The organism is Lacisediminihabitans profunda (assembly GCF_008040105.1).
GTDB lineage: Bacteria > Actinomycetota > Actinomycetes > Actinomycetales > Microbacteriaceae > Lacisediminihabitans > Lacisediminihabitans profunda.
Genome location: NZ_VRMG01000008.1, coordinates 389105 through 405338 on the forward strand (window position 1 = coordinate 389105; position 16234 = coordinate 405338).

Here is a 16234-nt window from a genome sequence, read left to right on the forward strand (position 1 = left end):
AACAGAAAGCGTGCGGGACATGACCGGCGAGAGTGTGGACGAGGCGGCATCCGGCGACATCCAGGCGGTCGCACGGGTCGGGCAGATCTTCTCCCTGTTCTCCCCGGCGGTGACCGAACTCACGGCGGGTGAAGTCGCCGATCTGCTGGGGCTCAACCGCACCACGGCATACCGCTACTGCACCTCGCTGGTCACCGCCGGATTCCTTGAGCGCGGTGGGCGCCGCGGTTCCTTCGTGCTCGGCGGCCTCATGCTGCAACTCGGCATCCTCGCCCTGGGACGGCGACGCATCGTCGAGCTCGCGCCGCCGCATCTCGCACGTCTGAGCGATCGAGCGCACACTACCGCACTGCTCAGCCTCTGGGGAGCGCAGGGTCCGGTCGTCACCCGGGTCGAGGAGAACAGCGATCGGAAAGTACTCGTGACGGTGCGAGTCGGAGTTCAGCTCGATCTCAGCGCCGCACAGATGAAAGTGTTCCTGGCCTGGCATCCCGACAGGTTCGCGGTCGAGCGCATCATCGGCCAACTCGCTGCCGGCGAGCGCGCTGCTCTGGAGCAGACGTTCGAAGAGATCCGGCGCACCGGCATCTGCATCGTCGACGAGATCGACGGACTGGTGGGTGCCGCAGCGCCGGTCTTCGACGAATACGGCATCTGCGCCACCGTGGCGCTGCTGGGCACGGACCGGATGTCGGACTTCAGCCCGGGATCCCTCGCCATGAACGAACTCATGGCCACCGCCGCCGCCCTCAGCGACGAGGTCGGCGGCACCGAACGACGGATGACCAAAGGACGGTATGCAACCCGCTGATGGCACCACCTGGCCCACCTTCGACGAACTGGATGATGCCACCCCGCCCGGCACCAGCTGGGCCGCCTTCGGCGCGACGAGCGGCCGGGGCACCGTGAACTTCATCACCCCACGGGAGGTCGCGGCCGCGGCCGCGCTCGTGAAGCGTGGGGTGCCCATCGGTCTCGACTACAGGATTAACCGCTTCGACCCGTTCCCCTCCGGACTGCGCGGTGCAGCGCAGCACCATGTCTTCCAGAACAATCCGCTGCATCGGGACGACTACCTCGACTCCTTCTATCTGCAGTCCACCTCCCAAATCGACGCGCTGCGCCACATCGGTCACCCCGAGACTGGCTTCTATCTCGGCTTGAGTCCGGAACAGAACGATGCCCACCCAGAGCTGCTCGGCATCCACAACTGGGGCGAGTCGGGCATCGTCGGCCGCGGTATCCTGCTCGACGCCGCCCGCTGGGCCGCTGAGCTCGGGCGCCCGCTCGATGTCGAGGCCTCGGTATCCCTCTCCGTGGCTGATCTCGAAGCAATCGCCGCCTGGGAGGGTGTTTCGGTGAAGCCGGGTGACATCCTCATCCTCCGCACCGGGTGGGCGGAACACTACCTCTCGCTCGACGAGGATGCGCGGGCCGAGTTCAACCGCCGCAACGCATCCCCCGGGCTGGCCCAGAAACGCGAGATGCTGTGCTGGCTGTGGAACAACCGGATTGCGATGGTCGCCGCCGACAACCCCGGAGTGGAGTCGGATCCGGTGGTCGACTCCGACTTCGTGCTGCCGGACCAACCGCCGCCACACCGCGGCTTCAACCACAACGGGATGCTGCACCGCCCACTCATCGCGCAGCTCGGCATGGCGGTCGGTGAATACTGGAAGCTCGACGAGCTCTCTACAGACTGCGCGACTGACGGCGTATACGAGTTCCTGCTCACGGTGAAGCCGCTCAACCTCGTGGGTGGCGCGGGTTCCCCGCCCAACGCGATCGCAATCAAGTAGCCCGCCCAGCCGCACCCCGCCCCCACCCCGGCACACATCAGCCGGTCATTCGGAAGGAGCAGTGGGTTGACGCGGATCCGGCGAGCGGGAGGTCAGACCGAGAGCTCGCGTGATAGCGCCATCGCCGTCGCGCGCACCGTCGGGGCGAGGTGTCGCGCCTCGCGCGCATCCGTTGCCCCGGTCACGCTGATCGCAGCGACGACGTGGTGCGCTCGATCGAAGATCGGGGATGCCACGCAGAACAGCGCGGGTTGCGATTCCTCGAGGTCGTAGGCGACTTTCTCTTCGCGGATCTTCTCCAGCTGCCGCCGCAGCGCCACGGGGCTGACTATCGTGCGCGGGGCGAGGGGAAGGAGCTCGGCCGAGAGCACCGCCTCGATGACGACGGAATCGCTGAAGGCGAGGATGGCCTTGCCGAGACCGGTGCAGTAGAGGGGAAGCCGCCCGCCGGCACGCGAGTGCGGAACGGTGAGCGATCGGGTCGTCACCTTCTCGATATAGACGATCTCCGTGCCGTCACGCACGGCGACGTTGGCTGTCAGCTGGGTGACCTCGTTGAGGTTGTGCGCGAACGGGAGAGCGATGTCCCGCAGCTTGCGCTCGCGAGGCACGAGCGAGCCCAGCTCGAAGAGTTTCACCCCAAGCTGGTAGCCGGCCCCGCCGCGCGTGAGCAGCCCGCTGTCGGTGAGGTCAATGACGAGCCGATGCGTCGTGGAGGTCGGAAGCCCCGATCGCCGGGCGAGCTCGCGCATGGTGAGAGCGTCGTCGCCGTCACGGAACATGTCGAGCAGTGACAGACCCTTGGCCAGCGAACTGCTGTCCCGCACAGTGGGACGCGTCATGGTGGTCCGCCTCCTCGCCTGCGAGCATCGACAACGTCAACAGGGAGATCGGCGATGTCACTACCCAGCTTAATCGAAGACGAGTTCGTCACCGTCGATGCGCACACGCTCACCGACACCGTGCGTGCCGTTCTGCGCGCGAACGGGGCGGATGCCGCCGGCGCCCAGACGCAGGCGACCCACCTCATAGAGGCGGAGTTGCGCGGTCATCCCTCGCACGGCGTTCGCCGGCTCCCGATCATCGTCGAGCGGCTGCGCGCCGGCTTCATCGTGCCGGGCGTCGAGCCGGAATTCAGCTGGGTCACCGATTCGGTGCTGCGCGTGGATGGCCGCAACGGGTTCGGTCCTGCCGTGGCGTGGCGCACCGTCGAGCTCGTCGCCGCCCGGGCGGCCAGCACCGGCATCACCCTCGCCACGGTCTCTGCCGCCAATCACATCGGAATGCTCTCGCCCTACGTCGAGGAGCTGGCGCTGGGCGGGTGGATTGCGATCGCCCTCACGACGAGCGAAGCGCTCGTGCACCCCTGGGGCGGCTCGCGGGCGCTCGTCGGAACGAACCCGATCGCGATCGCCGTGCCCTCCGCGACCGACCCGATCGTGCTCGACATGTCGACGAGCGCCGTCTCGATGGGCAAGGTGATCGAGCATTCGGCCCGCGGCATCCCGATTCCGGCCGGCTGGGCAGTCGACGAGCATGGCGAGTCCACCACGGATGCGACCGCGGCGACCTCCGGGGCGATCTCCCCGTTCGGTGGTGCAAAAGGCTTCGCGCTCGGCCTGACCCTGGAGGCGATGGTCGGGGTGCTCAGCGCGACCGCGCTCGGCCGCGACGTGCACGGCACCCTCGACGCCGAGCGTGCTGTGACGAAGGGCGACGTGTTCATCTGCATCGATGTCGAGCGCATCGGCGTCTCTGCCATGCTGCCGGTGCTCAGCCGCTACCTCGAGGAGGTGCGCGACTCGGGGGATGTCCGGGTGCCCGGCGACCGCTCGCGCGTCGAGCGCGCCCATCGTCTCACCCACGGAATCACCCTCGATCCCGCCCTCTGGGACCAGCTCACCTCACTCACCGAAGGAGTTCACCATGACTGACACCGCCAACGGGCTGCTTCGCCTGCCGGCCCAGATCGCGTTCGGCCTGAACAGCCTCGACGGGCTGGCCGGCACGGTCTCCGCCCTCGGGAGGCGGGCTTTCGTGGTCGTCGACCCGTTCATCCGCGGTACCGCGCTGTTCGGCGAGGCGATGGAGTCTCTCTCCGCGGCTGGCGTCGAGGTGGCCATCTGCAGCGAGGTAGTCGCGGAGCTTCCCGTTCCCGCGGTCGAGGCAGCCGGTGAGATGGCGCGCGCCTTCGCCCCGGATGTCGTGGTCGGCTACGGCGGCGGCAGCGCCATCGACCTGGCCAAGTTGGTGGCCCTGCTGGCGCGCCAGCCCTCGCCGCTGTCGCTCTACTACGGCGAGAACAAAGTCGGGGCCGATGTCGCTCCCCTCGTCGCCGTGCCCACCACCGCAGGCACCGGTTCCGAGGCCACTCCGGTTGCGGTCGTCTCCGACTCCGAGCGAGAGCTGAAGGTGGGGGTCTCGAGCCCCTATCTGGTTCCGCGGGCGGCGATCGTCGATCCGCGGCTGTCGCTCGGCGCCCCGGGCACGGTCACCGCCTACGCCGGCATCGACGCACTCGTGCACGCGATCGAGTCCTTCACGGCTGCCCCGTGGTCGGCGGCGTGGGGCGACACCCTGCCGGTGTTCGTCGGCCGCAACCGGCTCAGCTCCCTGCTCGCCCTCGAGGCGGCATCGACCATATTGGGCAGTCTGCGCACGGCGGTGTCGTCGCCGCTCGACCTCCCAGCGCGCGAAGCCATGTCGTACGGCAGCCTGCTGGCGGGCATGGCGTTCGGAGGTGCGGGCACGCATTTGAGCCATGCCCTGCAGTACCCGATCGGCGCCCTGTCGAAGACCCCGCACGGTCTCGGCACCGGCCTGCTGCTGCCCTATGTAATGGAGGCGGCGTTCGCGGAGACGATGCCGGAGCTCGCCGCGATCGCCGTGGCCTGCGGTCACCGCGGCGGCTCGGACGAGGCGCTCGCGATGCAGGCCATCGACGATGTCCGCTCTCTGTCGAAGGACATCGGCATCCCGAATACTCTGGCCGAGATCGGCATAACCGCCGGTCAGCTGCCGAGAATCGCGGAGCTCTCCCTGACGGTGAAGCGACTCGCAAACAACTCGACCCTCGAACCCACGCACGACCTCTTCATGACCATCCTCGAGGCAGCTCTGACCGGCGACCGGTCGCGGCTGTCGCGCTAGCTCCACCCGAAAGGAATCATCCGATGCCGCTTATTTCCGACCTTTTCATCGATGGCCAGTGGGTCGCCGGTTCGACCGACGATCGCTTTGCCGTGATCGACCCCGCCATTGGCGAGCCGATCGCCCAGTTCGCGGTCGCCACCCTCGACGACTGCGAACGCGCGGTGGATGCCGCCGCCGCGGCCCTGCCCGCCTGGTCGGCGAGTTCGCCCCGCTCCCGCTCGGAGATCCTGCGCAGAGCGTTCGACATCCTCACCGCCGAGCGCGAACAGCTCGCCGAGGTGATCGTGCGCGAGAACGGCAAAGCGTGGAGCGACGCGATCGGCGAAGCGACCTATGCGACGGACTTCTTCCGCTGGTTCGCGGAGGAGGCGGTGCGCGTTCCGGGTGACTTCCGGCTCTCCCCCGCCGGTGACAAGCACATCGTCGTGACCCACCAGCCGATCGGTGTCTCGCTGCTGATCACTCCGTGGAACTTTCCGGCCGCGATGGCAACCCGCAAGATCGCCCCGGCGCTCGCCGCCGGCTGCACGGTGGTGCTGAAGCCCGCGCGCGAGACGCCGCTCACCGCGGCGTACATCGTCGACGCGCTGCAGCGCGCCGGCGTACCGAAGGGTGTGGTGAACCTGGTCACGCCGCAACCGACCGGGCCGGCCGTCGAGGCGATGCTGAAGCATCCAGCGATGCGCAAACTCTCGTTCACCGGCTCGACCGAGGTCGGTCGCACTCTGCTGCATGAGGCAGCCGACCACGTCATCAGCAGTTCGATGGAGCTCGGCGGCAATGCGCCGTTCCTCGTGCTGCCGGGTGCGGATGTCGAGAAGGCGGTCGAGGGAGCCATCGTCGCGAAGATGCGCAACGGCGGTTCCGCGTGCACCGCCGCAAACCGGTTCTACGTGCACGGCTCCGTGCACGACGAGTTCGTCTCCGCGCTCACTCGCGCCATGGGCGAGTTCCGCGTCGGCTCCGGCTTGGACCGCGAGAACACCCTCGGCGCGCTGGTCTCCATCGGCGAGCGCGACAAGGTTGCCGCACTGGTGTCGACGGCCGTCAGCGAGGGCTCCACGGTCGAGTTCGGCGGCAAGCCGCTCGACGTGGGCGCGTTCTACGAGGCGACGGTGCTCTCCGGCGTGAAGCACGGCGACACCATCAACACGACCGAGATCTTCGGGCCGGTCGCCGCCGTCGTGAAGTACGACGATATCGATGAGGCCGTCCGGATGGCCAACGACTCAATCTACGGACTCATCGCCTACGTCTACGGCGAGCATGGCGCGGCGATGTCCACTGCGCTGCGGCTGGATGCCGGCATGGTCGGCGTGAACCGTGCGGTGCTCAGCGACCCGGCCGCCCCGTTCGGCGGCATGAAGCAGAGCGGACTGGGCCGCGAGGGCAGCTTCGAGGGCATCCTCGAGTTCCTCGAGGCCAAGTACATCGGCATCGACATCTAGGTCGAAGCTCACCCGGTCTACGCGCAGCGGACGCCCGATAGGCAATCGAGTAAATACTGATTGGCAAAGAGTTGTTCTCTGCCAACGCCCCAGGATGTGGCTCGAGCAGGATGTTGACATGCTGCGGCGCGCCACCATCGCTTGCCAGCACTTCGACGACGTCCAGACCCAGTTGGAGCTTGTCCTGGACCGCGTATCGGGCAAGCTCTGCACGGTCGCGCATGACGGCTCCTTTGGATGTACTGGCCGGCCTGTCTGTTCAGCCAGGCCTGCGGCCCGGCGGCCCGCGTCAGCACCTAACCGCCCAGCCGAACCGGCGCGACCAAAACATCCAGCGGAGCACGCGGACAGCGAGGCCCGATCAGAGCTGCCCGCGGCAAGAAAATCGGATCACGTGAAGAGCCGGCACCCGCCCCACACGGTTCGGTGGATCGAGGCTAAGAGTTCGCTTGGTCGAAAGCCACTGCGGATTGAACTCGGCCGCACCCAGGACCGCAATCTATTCAGGCGGCGTCGCACGCTACCGGACGATCAAACGACGCGAACCCGTTCGTTGGATCGGGACCGGCCGGGCACGGCGGGCAACTTGGCGCGTAGGTTCAGCTGCCCGGGACGACGATGACGCCCCGGTATTCGCGGGTGCCGTACCGTGTCATGGTGTCGACATCCTCCAGCGAGAGTGGCAGTTCGTGCGCATCAACCCAGGTCTCGCCAGTCTCCGAATCGATCCACGGGTCCTGCACGAGCACGTGTCGCCCGTTGAAGGCGTGCGCGAAAACCCAGTGCGGCGTCGGATCGTCATTCATGTAGGCGTCATCGATGAGCAGGAGCAGTCCGTTGCCCGCAGCAAGCTGCGTGCGCAGGTCGTCGACAGTCATCCAGTCGCGATGCACCGGGATGCCCAACTGCCGGGCGCGGTCGAGTGATTCCCGCTGCAACTGCGCGCGAAGCCCTGCCAGCTCTGGCGCCACGAGATCCACGAGGATCGGTTCGTCCGTGCTCAAATGGACCTCGGGCAGCACAGCGCGGCCGCCCGCGCGCAGTCGTTCGGTCGTCGCGACCACGAGACCCAACGGCTCGCACGCCGGAAAGTTTGTGGCCTGACGCCACAGCGACAACTCGACAGCGCGGCGCTCATCGTCGGGTGCCGAGCTCAACGTGGCGATACCCGCACGCTCCAGTGCGGCCAGGGCCGCGATGGCACCACAGGTGAAGTCGGTGGTCTGCCCGTAGTACGCCAGCTGGGGGTGCATCCACGGGGTGTCCCAGCGCACCCAGCCGCCGACACCGCCGCGCGTTCCGGCGGAGGAAGACAGTGGGTCCGCCAGCGGAGTGAAGCCGAGGTCCGCAAGCACCGCGGAGGTCGCGATCCACCGCGACCACGGGTGGATCTCTACCTTCACCCCGGCGAACGACGAATCGTGCGCGTCGCGGATGATCGCACCCAGTATCTCGGACACTCCTTTCCCGCTGCCATCCGAGGCGATGTCCACCACCTTGCGGTAGGCGGTGTGCGGCCGTCCGGAGGTGAGGGCCGCCGCGCGCAGGCCGCCAGCATCCCGGGCGAGCCAGAGTCGCGGGCGGTGGTAACCGCGCGGGAGTTCCCAGGCTTTGCGCTGGTCTGCGGAAAGCAGGGCGACAACGTCGGCTGGCAGGGCATCCCGGACTTCAAGCGTCTCGATAACGACAGCTGGCATGTCTTTCTCCCGGTTAAGATTGGTCACGGCGGGCAGCCGCGACCAGTCGTTGAGTGTAGGGATGGGTCGGTTCGGCAAGCACGGCGCCGCTGTTTCCATGCTCGACGATTCGTCCGTGATTCATGACGTAGAGCCGATCGCTGACTTCGCCGACGACGGCCAGGTCGTGAGAGATGAAGAGGATCGATATGCCGAGCCTCTCCCGAAGCTCGCCCAACAGCGCGAGGATCTGCGCCTGCACCGAGACGTCGAGCGCAGACACGGCCTCATCGCAGATGAGCAATTCTGGCTGGGGCGCCAGGGCACGCGCGATCGCCACGCGCTGACGCTGGCCGCCAGACAGCCGCGCGGGCCGCCGCGTAGCGAAGTCCCGGTCAAGACCGACTGTATCCAGCAGTGGGCCCACGTCGCCCCGCCCGCGGCCCGCAGCGCGCAGTGCCTCCGCGAGCGTCTGGCCGACGGTCATCATCGGGTTGAGGGTCGAGTACGGGTCCTGGAACACGATCTGGATCTGCGACGGCCTGCGATACCTGCGACCTGGGGGGAGAAGTTGCCCAGAGAAGCTGAGCTTGCCCACATCCGGACGCTCGAGTCCCGCGATGCAGCGGGCGAGCGTGCTCTTGCCCGATCCGCTCTCCCCAACGATGGCGACGATCTCACCCCGACCGACCGTGACGTCGACGTCGATGAGTGCGGCGTGCGCTCCGAACGATATTCCGAGTCCGGAGACCTGCAGGAGTGCCGTGGTGTCGTCGTGCGCCGCCTCTGCCGGTCGCAGTCGGTCGAGGCTCGGGCTGGCGTCGAGCAGCGCGCGCGTGTAATCGTGCGCCGGGTGCGAGAGCACGGATGCCGTGGTTCCGCGCTCGAGGATCTCGCCATCTCGCATCACCAGTACTTCGTCGGCACGACCGCGCACCAAGCCGAGGTCGTGGGAGATCAGAAGCATCGACATCCCGTGGCGAAGCTGGAGGCTGCGAAGCAAATCGAGCACCTCGCCCTGGTTCGAGGCATCGAGCGCGGTGGTCGGTTCATCCGCGATGAGGAGGTCGGGCTCGGTCGCTAGGGCGGCCGCGATCGCGACGCGTTGCCGCATCCCGCCCGATAGTTCATGCGGGTACATCCGCGCGACCCGCGCAGGCAGGCTCACCTCGGTCAGGCGGTCGATCACTTCGGCGTCGGCTTGCTGCAGCCGTTCGCGCCGGCCGACCTTGTCGGTGCCGCGCAACTCGTCGCGCGCGAGGACACTCGCCCTGATCTGCGTCCCGCAGCGGTGCACGGGGCTGAGGCTCGTGAACGGGTCCTGCAGCAGAAGCACTGCTCGGATTCCGCGGATGCTGCGCCATGCGGCAGTCTCCGCGGGCAACTCGATGCGCTCACCCGCGTAGCTGACCACGCCAGTGGCGTGCACGCCACCGGGCAACAGCCCGGTGATCGCCTTCGCTGTCATCGACTTTCCCGATCCGGATTCGCCGATGATGGCAAGTGACTTGCCGCGCTCGATCTCGAAGCTCGAGTCGCGCACAATGATGCCGGCGGCGCTGGACACCGACAGACGTTCGACCCGGATCCCGTCGCTCACCGGTCGCTCCTCTGGCTGATGACTTTTCCCAGCCAGTCGCCGATCAGGTTGATGGAGCAGGCGACGGCGATGATCAGGATCGCTGGCACGATGACTGCGGCCGGATTGTCGAGCATGATCGAGCGGCCATCGGAGATCTGGCGGCCCCAGTCGGCTGCACCCGGCGCGACGCCGAGGCCGAGGAACGAGAGTGACGACAGCGTGACGAGTGCGATCGCGATGTTGAGCAGGAGGTTCGTGATGATGAGCGGCAACACATTGGGGAGGATGTGCCGGAACATGATGCGCCAGCGCGAGAGCGACAGCATCTGCGCGGCTTCGACATATGGTCGCGGAGCCTGCTCGAGCACGCCAGCCCGCACGATGCGCACATCCGACGGGCTGAACAGGAAGACCAGGAGCAGCACGGTGATCCAGTATCCGCTGCCGAAGATCCCCGCGACGACAATTGCCAGGAGCATCACCGGCAGGGCAAGGAGCAGGTCGGTGGCGCGCCCGATCACGAAGTCGAGTGGCCCGCGGTGGTAGGCGCCGAGGGAGCCGAACAGGATGCCGATCAGCATCGAACCGAGGGCGATGCAGGCGGGACCGACGAGGGCGGAGCCGGTGCCCGCGATCGTGAGCAGCAGGATGTCGCGACCAAGCTCGTCCGTGCCGAGGATGTGGCCGGGGCTTCCCGGGGGAAGCAGCCCGTCGAGGATGTTCTGCGCCGTGGCGCCAGCGCTCACGAAGGGCGTGAGGGCGATCGCGACGAGGCAGAGCGCGATCAGCACGAACGAAACGACCAGGCTGCCCGGGATGCGTCGACCGGCGGCGGCGGCGCGGCCACCGAGCAGGGAGAGATTTGTCACCGGCCCAGCTCCTTCGCCCGCACGCGCGGGTCGAGGAGCAGGTAGCTGAGGTCGACGACCAGGGTGATGACGGCAATGAGCAGGGCCACCATCAGGGTGAGTGCCTGGACGACACCGATGTCTTTGTAGAGAACGGACGAATCGAGAAGCGTGCCGAGGCCCGGCAGGGCGAAGATCGTCTCGACGAGGATCGTTCCTCCAATGAGGTAGGTGAGCACGAGCCCGGCGCTCGTGGTGATCGGGATGGCCGCGTTGCGCAGCGCGAGACGATTGACCCGCGACTCGCGCATACCGCGGGCGCGGGCGAACAGGATGTAGTCGGCATCAAGTTCGCGCAGCACGGTCGTGCGGGTGAGTCTCATGAGGATGGCGCCGAGTCCGAGCGCGAGCGCGATCGAGGGCAGCACGAGGTGGTACAGGGTGTCGATCGGCCCGACCCCGCCGCCGTAGACCGGGAAGATCGGAAGGTAATAGGCAAAGGCATAGAGCAGCAGAAGCCCTATCGCGAACGACGGTGCGCTGAGTCCGACGAGCGAGACGGCAGTGACGGACCGGTCGAGCCAGCCATCCGGGCGCACGGCGCTGAGAACACCGAGAGGCACTGCCACGACAACGGCGAGTGCGAATGCCAGCGCGCAGAGCGCGAGCGTTACACCCGTTCGCGACGCGATCACGTCGATGACCGGCGCCTGCATACGGATCGACTGCCCAAAGTCGCCGATGAGCGCGCGTGTCAGCCAACGCCAGTATTGCAGGGAGAGCGGATCGTCAAGATGGTATTGAGCACGGATGGCCGCGATTACTTCCGGCGACGCCGGCCGGTTGCCGATGAGATTCTTCACCAGGTCGCCCGGGGCCAGGTACAACAGCCCGAAGACCAGCATGGAGATGATGAGGAGGATCGCGACCATTCCCGCGACGCGCAGCAGGATCATCCGCACAAGGGGTGCGATCCACGGGGGGCGCGCGGGGATGGTCACGGTCACGGTGTGATGCCCCTACTTGCCGCGGTAGAGCGTCGTCGGCCAGGAGCTGAGGAAGGCGAACGCGCTGACTTTCTTGATTCCGAGCGTCGAGCTGAATGCCGTCGCAGACTGGCCCCACCACAGCGGAACGTTGATGACATCCTTCGCCTGCTGTGTCTCCGCCTTGATCAGCAGCGCGACCCGGGCCGCAGGATCCTGGGTTGCGCTTGCCTGGGTCAGAAGCGAGGTCACCTTCGCGTTCGAGTACCCGGAGATATTGCCCGCACCGAGCAGATATGTCGGCACCTCCGCGGGGTCTCCCGTGGTCGAGAAGTACCACATGTAACCGACACCATGCTTGCCGTCGCCGATAGTCGCGAGCCACTGCTCGATCGGTACCTCCTTGACGTTGAGCGTGATGCCGATCTTGGCGAGATTGGCAGCGAGCGCCTGTGCTGCGGTTCCGAGCTGCGGACCGGTTGCCGGGTAGACGAATTCAGCCGTGAACCCGGAGGGATGTGTCGACGCTGCTATGGCGGCCTTCGCCTTCTTCAGGTCAAACGTGTACTGCGGAATGGCCGCGAGTTTGGCATGAGCTTCTGTGGTCGAGTAGGCCTTGCTGAGCGATTCCGGCGTCATCATTGCGGTTGCGACTTCCCCATGGCCACGAAGGAGGCTCTTGACGGTTGCGGCCTTGTCGACGCTGTAGGCGATCGCCTCACGTACCTTCGGATCGTCGAACGGCGCGATGCGCGTGTCGAAGTTGAGACCGACGTAGGAGAGGTCGTTGGCATATTCCACCCGCATGTTCTTCAGGGCTTCCCACTGCCGCGTCTCAGCGAGTGGCACGTTGAATGCCACATCGATTTCGCCCTTCTTGGCGGCGAGAAAACGTGTGTTCTCGTCGGGGATGAACTTGACCGTGATTGTCTTCGTCTTCGGCAGAGTGCCCCACCACGTGTTGACGCGCTCTAACGTCACCGAGGAATCAGGCGAGAACGACGTGACCTTGTACGGTCCTGTGCCCATGATGAGCGCCGCGCTGGTACCGACCTTGCCCTTGTTCGCCTCCCAGAAGCTCTTCTCTGTGACGAAGAGGGCGCCAGCAGTGCTCAGCGTGGTGATGAAGGCGGCATCCGGAGCCGTGAGCTTAACGGTGACCTCGTGCTCACCCGTGGCGGTCGCCGAGGCGACGCCGGCCAAGGAGAAGGACACGCCGGGCGACACGGTCGCGTCCTCGGCCTGCTCGATACTGAAGACAACATCGGCCGCGGTGACGGGATTGCCGTCCTGGAACTTAGCGTCGCTCCGCAGCGTGTACACGTAGGTCAAGGGATCCGGCTGTTTCCAGCTCTTCGCAAGGCCTGGCTGGATCTTGCCGTTCGCATCGACGCTCACAAGGCCCTCCTGTGATATCGACGCGATGTAGTAGTTGAGGATCCCCGCCTCGGTGCCCGGATACAGGTTACTGAGGGAACCGGGAAGGGCGACGGTGACGTTGGCGATCGCCGCGCCGGTGTCGGTCAACTGTGCTGACGTTGCGGTGGGGCCGGCCGCGGAACAGGCGCTGAGAACGAGTGCCGCCCCGCTCGCGAGGGCGATGGCGGAGGCCCAACGTCGGGTGGCTGATGTGCTGTTCATGGGCGCTGATCCTCCAGGTGGGCGAGAGTGCGGGGACAACGGGCCGCGAAAGTATCTCGCCCGTTGGCTAACACTCCCAAAGTGTAGACATTCGGGCAATGACCAGAATGTTTGGTGAAGTATTGCGTAACCTTATGGACTTGCACCTACGATGACGCATGATCGAAATCAAACACCTCCGGCTGCTGCAGGCCCTCGCCGAGGAGGGAAGCCTCTCGGCAGCGGCGAGGTCACTCGGTTACTCGCAACCCGCGGTGACCCAGCAAATCCAGCGCCTCGAGGCCGATCTCAACACGCCACTGCTAACCCGCGCCCACACTGGCGTGCGCCTCACCGGCGCAGGCGAGGTGCTGCTGCGGCATGGTGCATCCGTGCTTTCAACGCTCGCGCTCGCTCGAGCCGAGGTCGAGGCCGTGGCGGGGCTCCGTGCCGGAATGGTCCGCGTCGCCTCGTTTCCGAGCGCAGCGGCCACGGTAATTCCGCACGCATTTGCCGCCGTGACCCAACGCCATCCGGGCATCGCGTTCACACTGCTCGAGGCGCTGCCAGACCAGGCGCTCGAGCTGCTGCGCAATGGCGAATGCGACCTCGCTGTCGTGTATGAGTATTCGACCGGGTTTGAGACGGAACCGCTGCCCACCTCAGCGGCCGCAGACGAGATGAGCACTGAGTTGCTGCACGAAAACGTCTATATCGCCCTCCCCCGCGAACACCCGGCAAGCCGCCGCCGCCAGGTCGCCATGCGCGACCTCAGCGCCGAACGGTGGATCGCGGGCTGCCCTTCCTGCCGCGGCAACCTCACCACCGCTTGCGCCGCCGCGGGCTTCGAACCGGATGTCGCCTTCGAAACGGATGACTATGTCGCGCTCCAGGGTCTGGTGGTGGCCGGTCTCGGTGTCGCGATGGTTCCGGACCTCATGCTGGCCGCCGTGCACCCGGACGAGTCCCTCGTACTGAGGCGGCTGTCGCCCGCGCCCATGCGAAGGACTTCGGTGGTGACATCCGCCTCGCTGATGAAGGTGCCCGGCATCAGGCAGACCGTCGAGGCTCTGCGCACCGCGGCCCAGTGCCTGCGGCTCGTCACGGTGGCGTGAAGTGCCCGTCAACTTAGGGACATAAGCGTGATGAATGCTTGATCAAAGTCTTTAGGTCTTCTCCCAATGGATACTCTGGGCCATCGTTGATACGGAAGCGGGCACTCCGCAGCCAGAGAGAGACCAACGATGCGCTCGGAAACACACACCTGGGTGCTTGAGTCGATTCGCAAGCTCGAGGCCGAGGCGAACAGCACCCCTGAAACGCCGCTCCACCTGTTCCCGCTTCCTGCGGATTGGGAGATCGACCTCTACCTCAAAAACGAGTCAGTGCAGCCGACCGGGTCGCTCAAACACCGGCTGGCCCACTCGCTGCTGTTACACGCACTGGTCAACGGAGACCTGACCCCCACCACGACTCTCGTCGAAGCATCCAGCGGCTCGACCGCGGTCTCCGAAGCCTATTTTGCTCGATTGCTTGGGCTCGACTTCGTGGCCGTCGTTCCTGCCAGCACCAGCAGGTCCAAGCTCGCCCTGATTGAACAGTACGGTGGGCGCTGCGAACTCGTCGCCGACCCGCACACCGTATATGCCGAGGCAGAGCGGCTCGCGGCCCCGCCAGGGTGGTTTTACCTCGACCAGTTCAGCAACGCGTCGAGTGCAACTGATTGGCGGGGAAGCACAAATATCGCGCATTCGATCTTTGCCCAGCTGCGACTCGATCGCTACCCCGAGCCAACCTGGATCGTCGTCGGCGCCGGTACGGGCGGCACGAGCGCGGCCATTGGCAGGCACTGCCGCTATCGAGGGGCACGAACCAAGGTCGCGGTCGTCGATCCGGAGGGCTCGGCCTTCTATCGCGCCTGGGCGGAACACCGGCGTGACATCACCGCCGTTGGATCACGCATCGAGGGAATCGGGCGCCCGCGCGTCGAGCCGTCTTTCATTCCCGGCGCGATCGATGAGGTAGTGCAGGTTCCGGATGCGGGATCCATCGCCGCGATGCGCCTGCTCGCCGAAACGACCGGGCTCCGCGCGGGCCCGTCCACCGGCACGAACCTCTACGGTGCCCTGCTCCTGATAGCACGGATGCTCGCGGCGGGAGAAACTGGGAGCGTGGTCACGGTTATCTGCGACAGCGGTGACCGCTACCTCGACACCTACTATTCCGACGAATGGGTGGCCGCGGAGGAGTTCGACCTCGCGCCGCATACCGCAATGCTCGCCGAGGCCCTTCGCACTGGCCGGTGGGAGTCCGAGACGGCAAACTCCGCAGGGGCCGGCCGCTAGAGCTACGTTCACGCCCGCCCCGGGCAACGAGGGCGCAAATGATGTGCTGCTTCCCGAGCGAGCGAAGTATCTGCCCCGTAACTGCAGTGGAGACGAACAACGCCGCTCCGCTTTCCACCTGCGAACTATAGTTGGGGTCACGCCAGGTACTCCCCCTGCGACCCGGCATCGATGGCCGCCTACCTCGGATTCGAAACAACTGTCTACGCGAGGCTGCAAGCGCGGTCATTTGTGTAGCAAGTGCATCTCCCCAGGCCTGGCCTAGTGCCTGTTCGACCCGGGCGTGGGGCATCAGTCGGGACTACCGGCGATTTAGTGACTCATCGACATGCCCTACGGTTTGGTACCCGACCGGTGTCACCCGAAGGGAATGACGGGCAATTCAACCTGGGCGGCTCCCTGGATTCGGGGACAAGACGCCGTACGAGGCTTCAGCCCACGCGGCCATGATCCCTAGAGTGCCGAATGCGGCATGTATGAATGCGTCGAACTTCCGGACGAGGCGGATTCGAGCGGAGTTGGTTCAGTCGGGGAGTGCCCGGCCTAGGCGAATCGTTTGCCCGTACGACGTCTGCGTGACCCGGCGAGAAGGGTGTCGAACTCGTCCGAAGTATCCGCTTCATCCTGGAATCAGGCCTCGCCGAGAGAGTGGTCCTCGAAATCCTGAGGGAACGAACCGCCGTAGGACAGAAAGGGCCTGCCGCTCTCAATCCAACGGCATCCCCGTGGGCCACGATGCGAGCCCGAACATGTGCCCGACTCCCCGCGCCGACGGCC

At 66.3% G+C, this 16234-nt stretch carries 13 protein-coding genes; 7 read left to right on the forward strand and 6 right to left on the reverse strand.

Translation table 11 applies throughout. The features are described from left to right. Window positions 1–19: 19 nt before the first annotated feature. Window positions 20–811: an IclR family transcriptional regulator gene (locus FVP33_RS12770; protein ID WP_147784037.1), complete on the forward strand. Its 792-nt coding sequence runs from the start codon at window positions 20–22 to the stop codon at window positions 809–811. Further along, window positions 798–1799, forward strand: a complete 1002-nt coding sequence (locus tag FVP33_RS12775; protein WP_147784038.1) for a cyclase family protein — start codon at window positions 798–800, stop codon at window positions 1797–1799. The genes FVP33_RS12770 and FVP33_RS12775 overlap by 14 nt, the downstream gene beginning before the upstream one ends. 92 nt (window positions 1800–1891) lie before the next feature. Here the strand turns inward: FVP33_RS12775 and FVP33_RS12780 are convergent, their stop codons facing one another. After that, a complete protein-coding gene (locus FVP33_RS12780) occupies window positions 1892–2641 on the reverse strand; it encodes an IclR family transcriptional regulator (RefSeq protein WP_147784039.1) in 750 nt (249 codons plus the stop codon). 54 nt (window positions 2642–2695) lie between these two features. Here FVP33_RS12780 and FVP33_RS12785 point away from each other — a divergent pair, with 54 nt between their 5' ends. The 3 genes from FVP33_RS12785 to FVP33_RS12795 are packed head-to-tail and all read left to right on the forward strand — an operon-like array spanning window position 2696 to window position 6400. Then, window positions 2696–3733, forward strand: a complete 1038-nt coding sequence (locus FVP33_RS12785) for an Ldh family oxidoreductase (RefSeq protein WP_147784040.1) — start codon at window positions 2696–2698, stop codon at window positions 3731–3733. Next, entirely contained in the window at window positions 3726–4949 is a 1224-nt protein-coding gene (locus FVP33_RS12790; RefSeq protein WP_187270704.1) for an iron-containing alcohol dehydrogenase, read from the forward strand. The genes FVP33_RS12785 and FVP33_RS12790 overlap by 8 nt, the downstream gene beginning before the upstream one ends. Window positions 4950–4972: 23 nt before the next feature. Then, window positions 4973–6400, forward strand: coding sequence for an NAD-dependent succinate-semialdehyde dehydrogenase (locus tag FVP33_RS12795; RefSeq protein ID WP_147784042.1), 1428 nt, complete (start codon window positions 4973–4975; stop codon window positions 6398–6400). Window positions 6401–6999: 599 nt separating this feature from the next. Here the strand turns inward: FVP33_RS12795 and FVP33_RS12800 are convergent. The 5 genes from FVP33_RS12800 to FVP33_RS12820 are packed head-to-tail and all read right to left on the reverse strand — an operon-like array spanning window position 7000 to window position 13133. Further along, window positions 7000–8097 (reverse strand): peptidase C39 family protein, encoded by a 1098-nt coding sequence (locus FVP33_RS12800; RefSeq protein ID WP_147784043.1) that lies wholly within the window; start codon window positions 8095–8097, stop codon window positions 7000–7002. Window positions 8098–8110: 13 nt separating this feature from the next. Further along, window positions 8111–9676, reverse strand: a complete 1566-nt coding sequence (locus FVP33_RS12805; RefSeq protein WP_147784044.1) for a dipeptide ABC transporter ATP-binding protein — start codon at window positions 9674–9676, stop codon at window positions 8111–8113. After that, window positions 9673–10527 carry an ABC transporter permease gene (locus tag FVP33_RS12810; RefSeq protein WP_147784045.1) on the reverse strand — a complete coding sequence of 285 codons (855 nt, stop codon included), beginning with the start codon at window positions 10525–10527 and terminating at the stop codon, window positions 9673–9675. The genes FVP33_RS12805 and FVP33_RS12810 overlap by 4 nt, the downstream gene beginning before the upstream one ends. Further along, a complete protein-coding gene (locus FVP33_RS12815) occupies window positions 10524–11513 on the reverse strand; it encodes an ABC transporter permease (protein ID WP_246142320.1) in 990 nt (329 codons plus the stop codon). The genes FVP33_RS12810 and FVP33_RS12815 overlap by 4 nt, the downstream gene beginning before the upstream one ends. Before the next feature lie 12 nt (window positions 11514–11525). Beyond that, on the reverse strand, window positions 11526–13133 hold the full coding sequence (locus FVP33_RS12820) for an ABC transporter substrate-binding protein (RefSeq protein ID WP_147784046.1): 1608 nt from the start codon (window positions 13131–13133) through the stop codon (window positions 11526–11528). A 158-nt stretch (window positions 13134–13291) separates the two neighbouring features. Here FVP33_RS12820 and FVP33_RS12825 point away from each other — a divergent pair, with 158 nt between their 5' ends. Together FVP33_RS12825 and FVP33_RS12830 are read left to right on the forward strand one after the other, a co-directional pair. Then, entirely contained in the window at window positions 13292–14227 is a 936-nt protein-coding gene (locus tag FVP33_RS12825) for a LysR family transcriptional regulator (protein WP_147784047.1), read from the forward strand. Window positions 14228–14356: 129 nt separating this feature from the next. Beyond that, window positions 14357–15457, forward strand: a complete 1101-nt coding sequence (locus FVP33_RS12830) for a PLP-dependent cysteine synthase family protein (RefSeq protein WP_147784048.1) — start codon at window positions 14357–14359, stop codon at window positions 15455–15457. The last annotated feature ends 777 nt before the right edge of the window (window positions 15458–16234 follow it).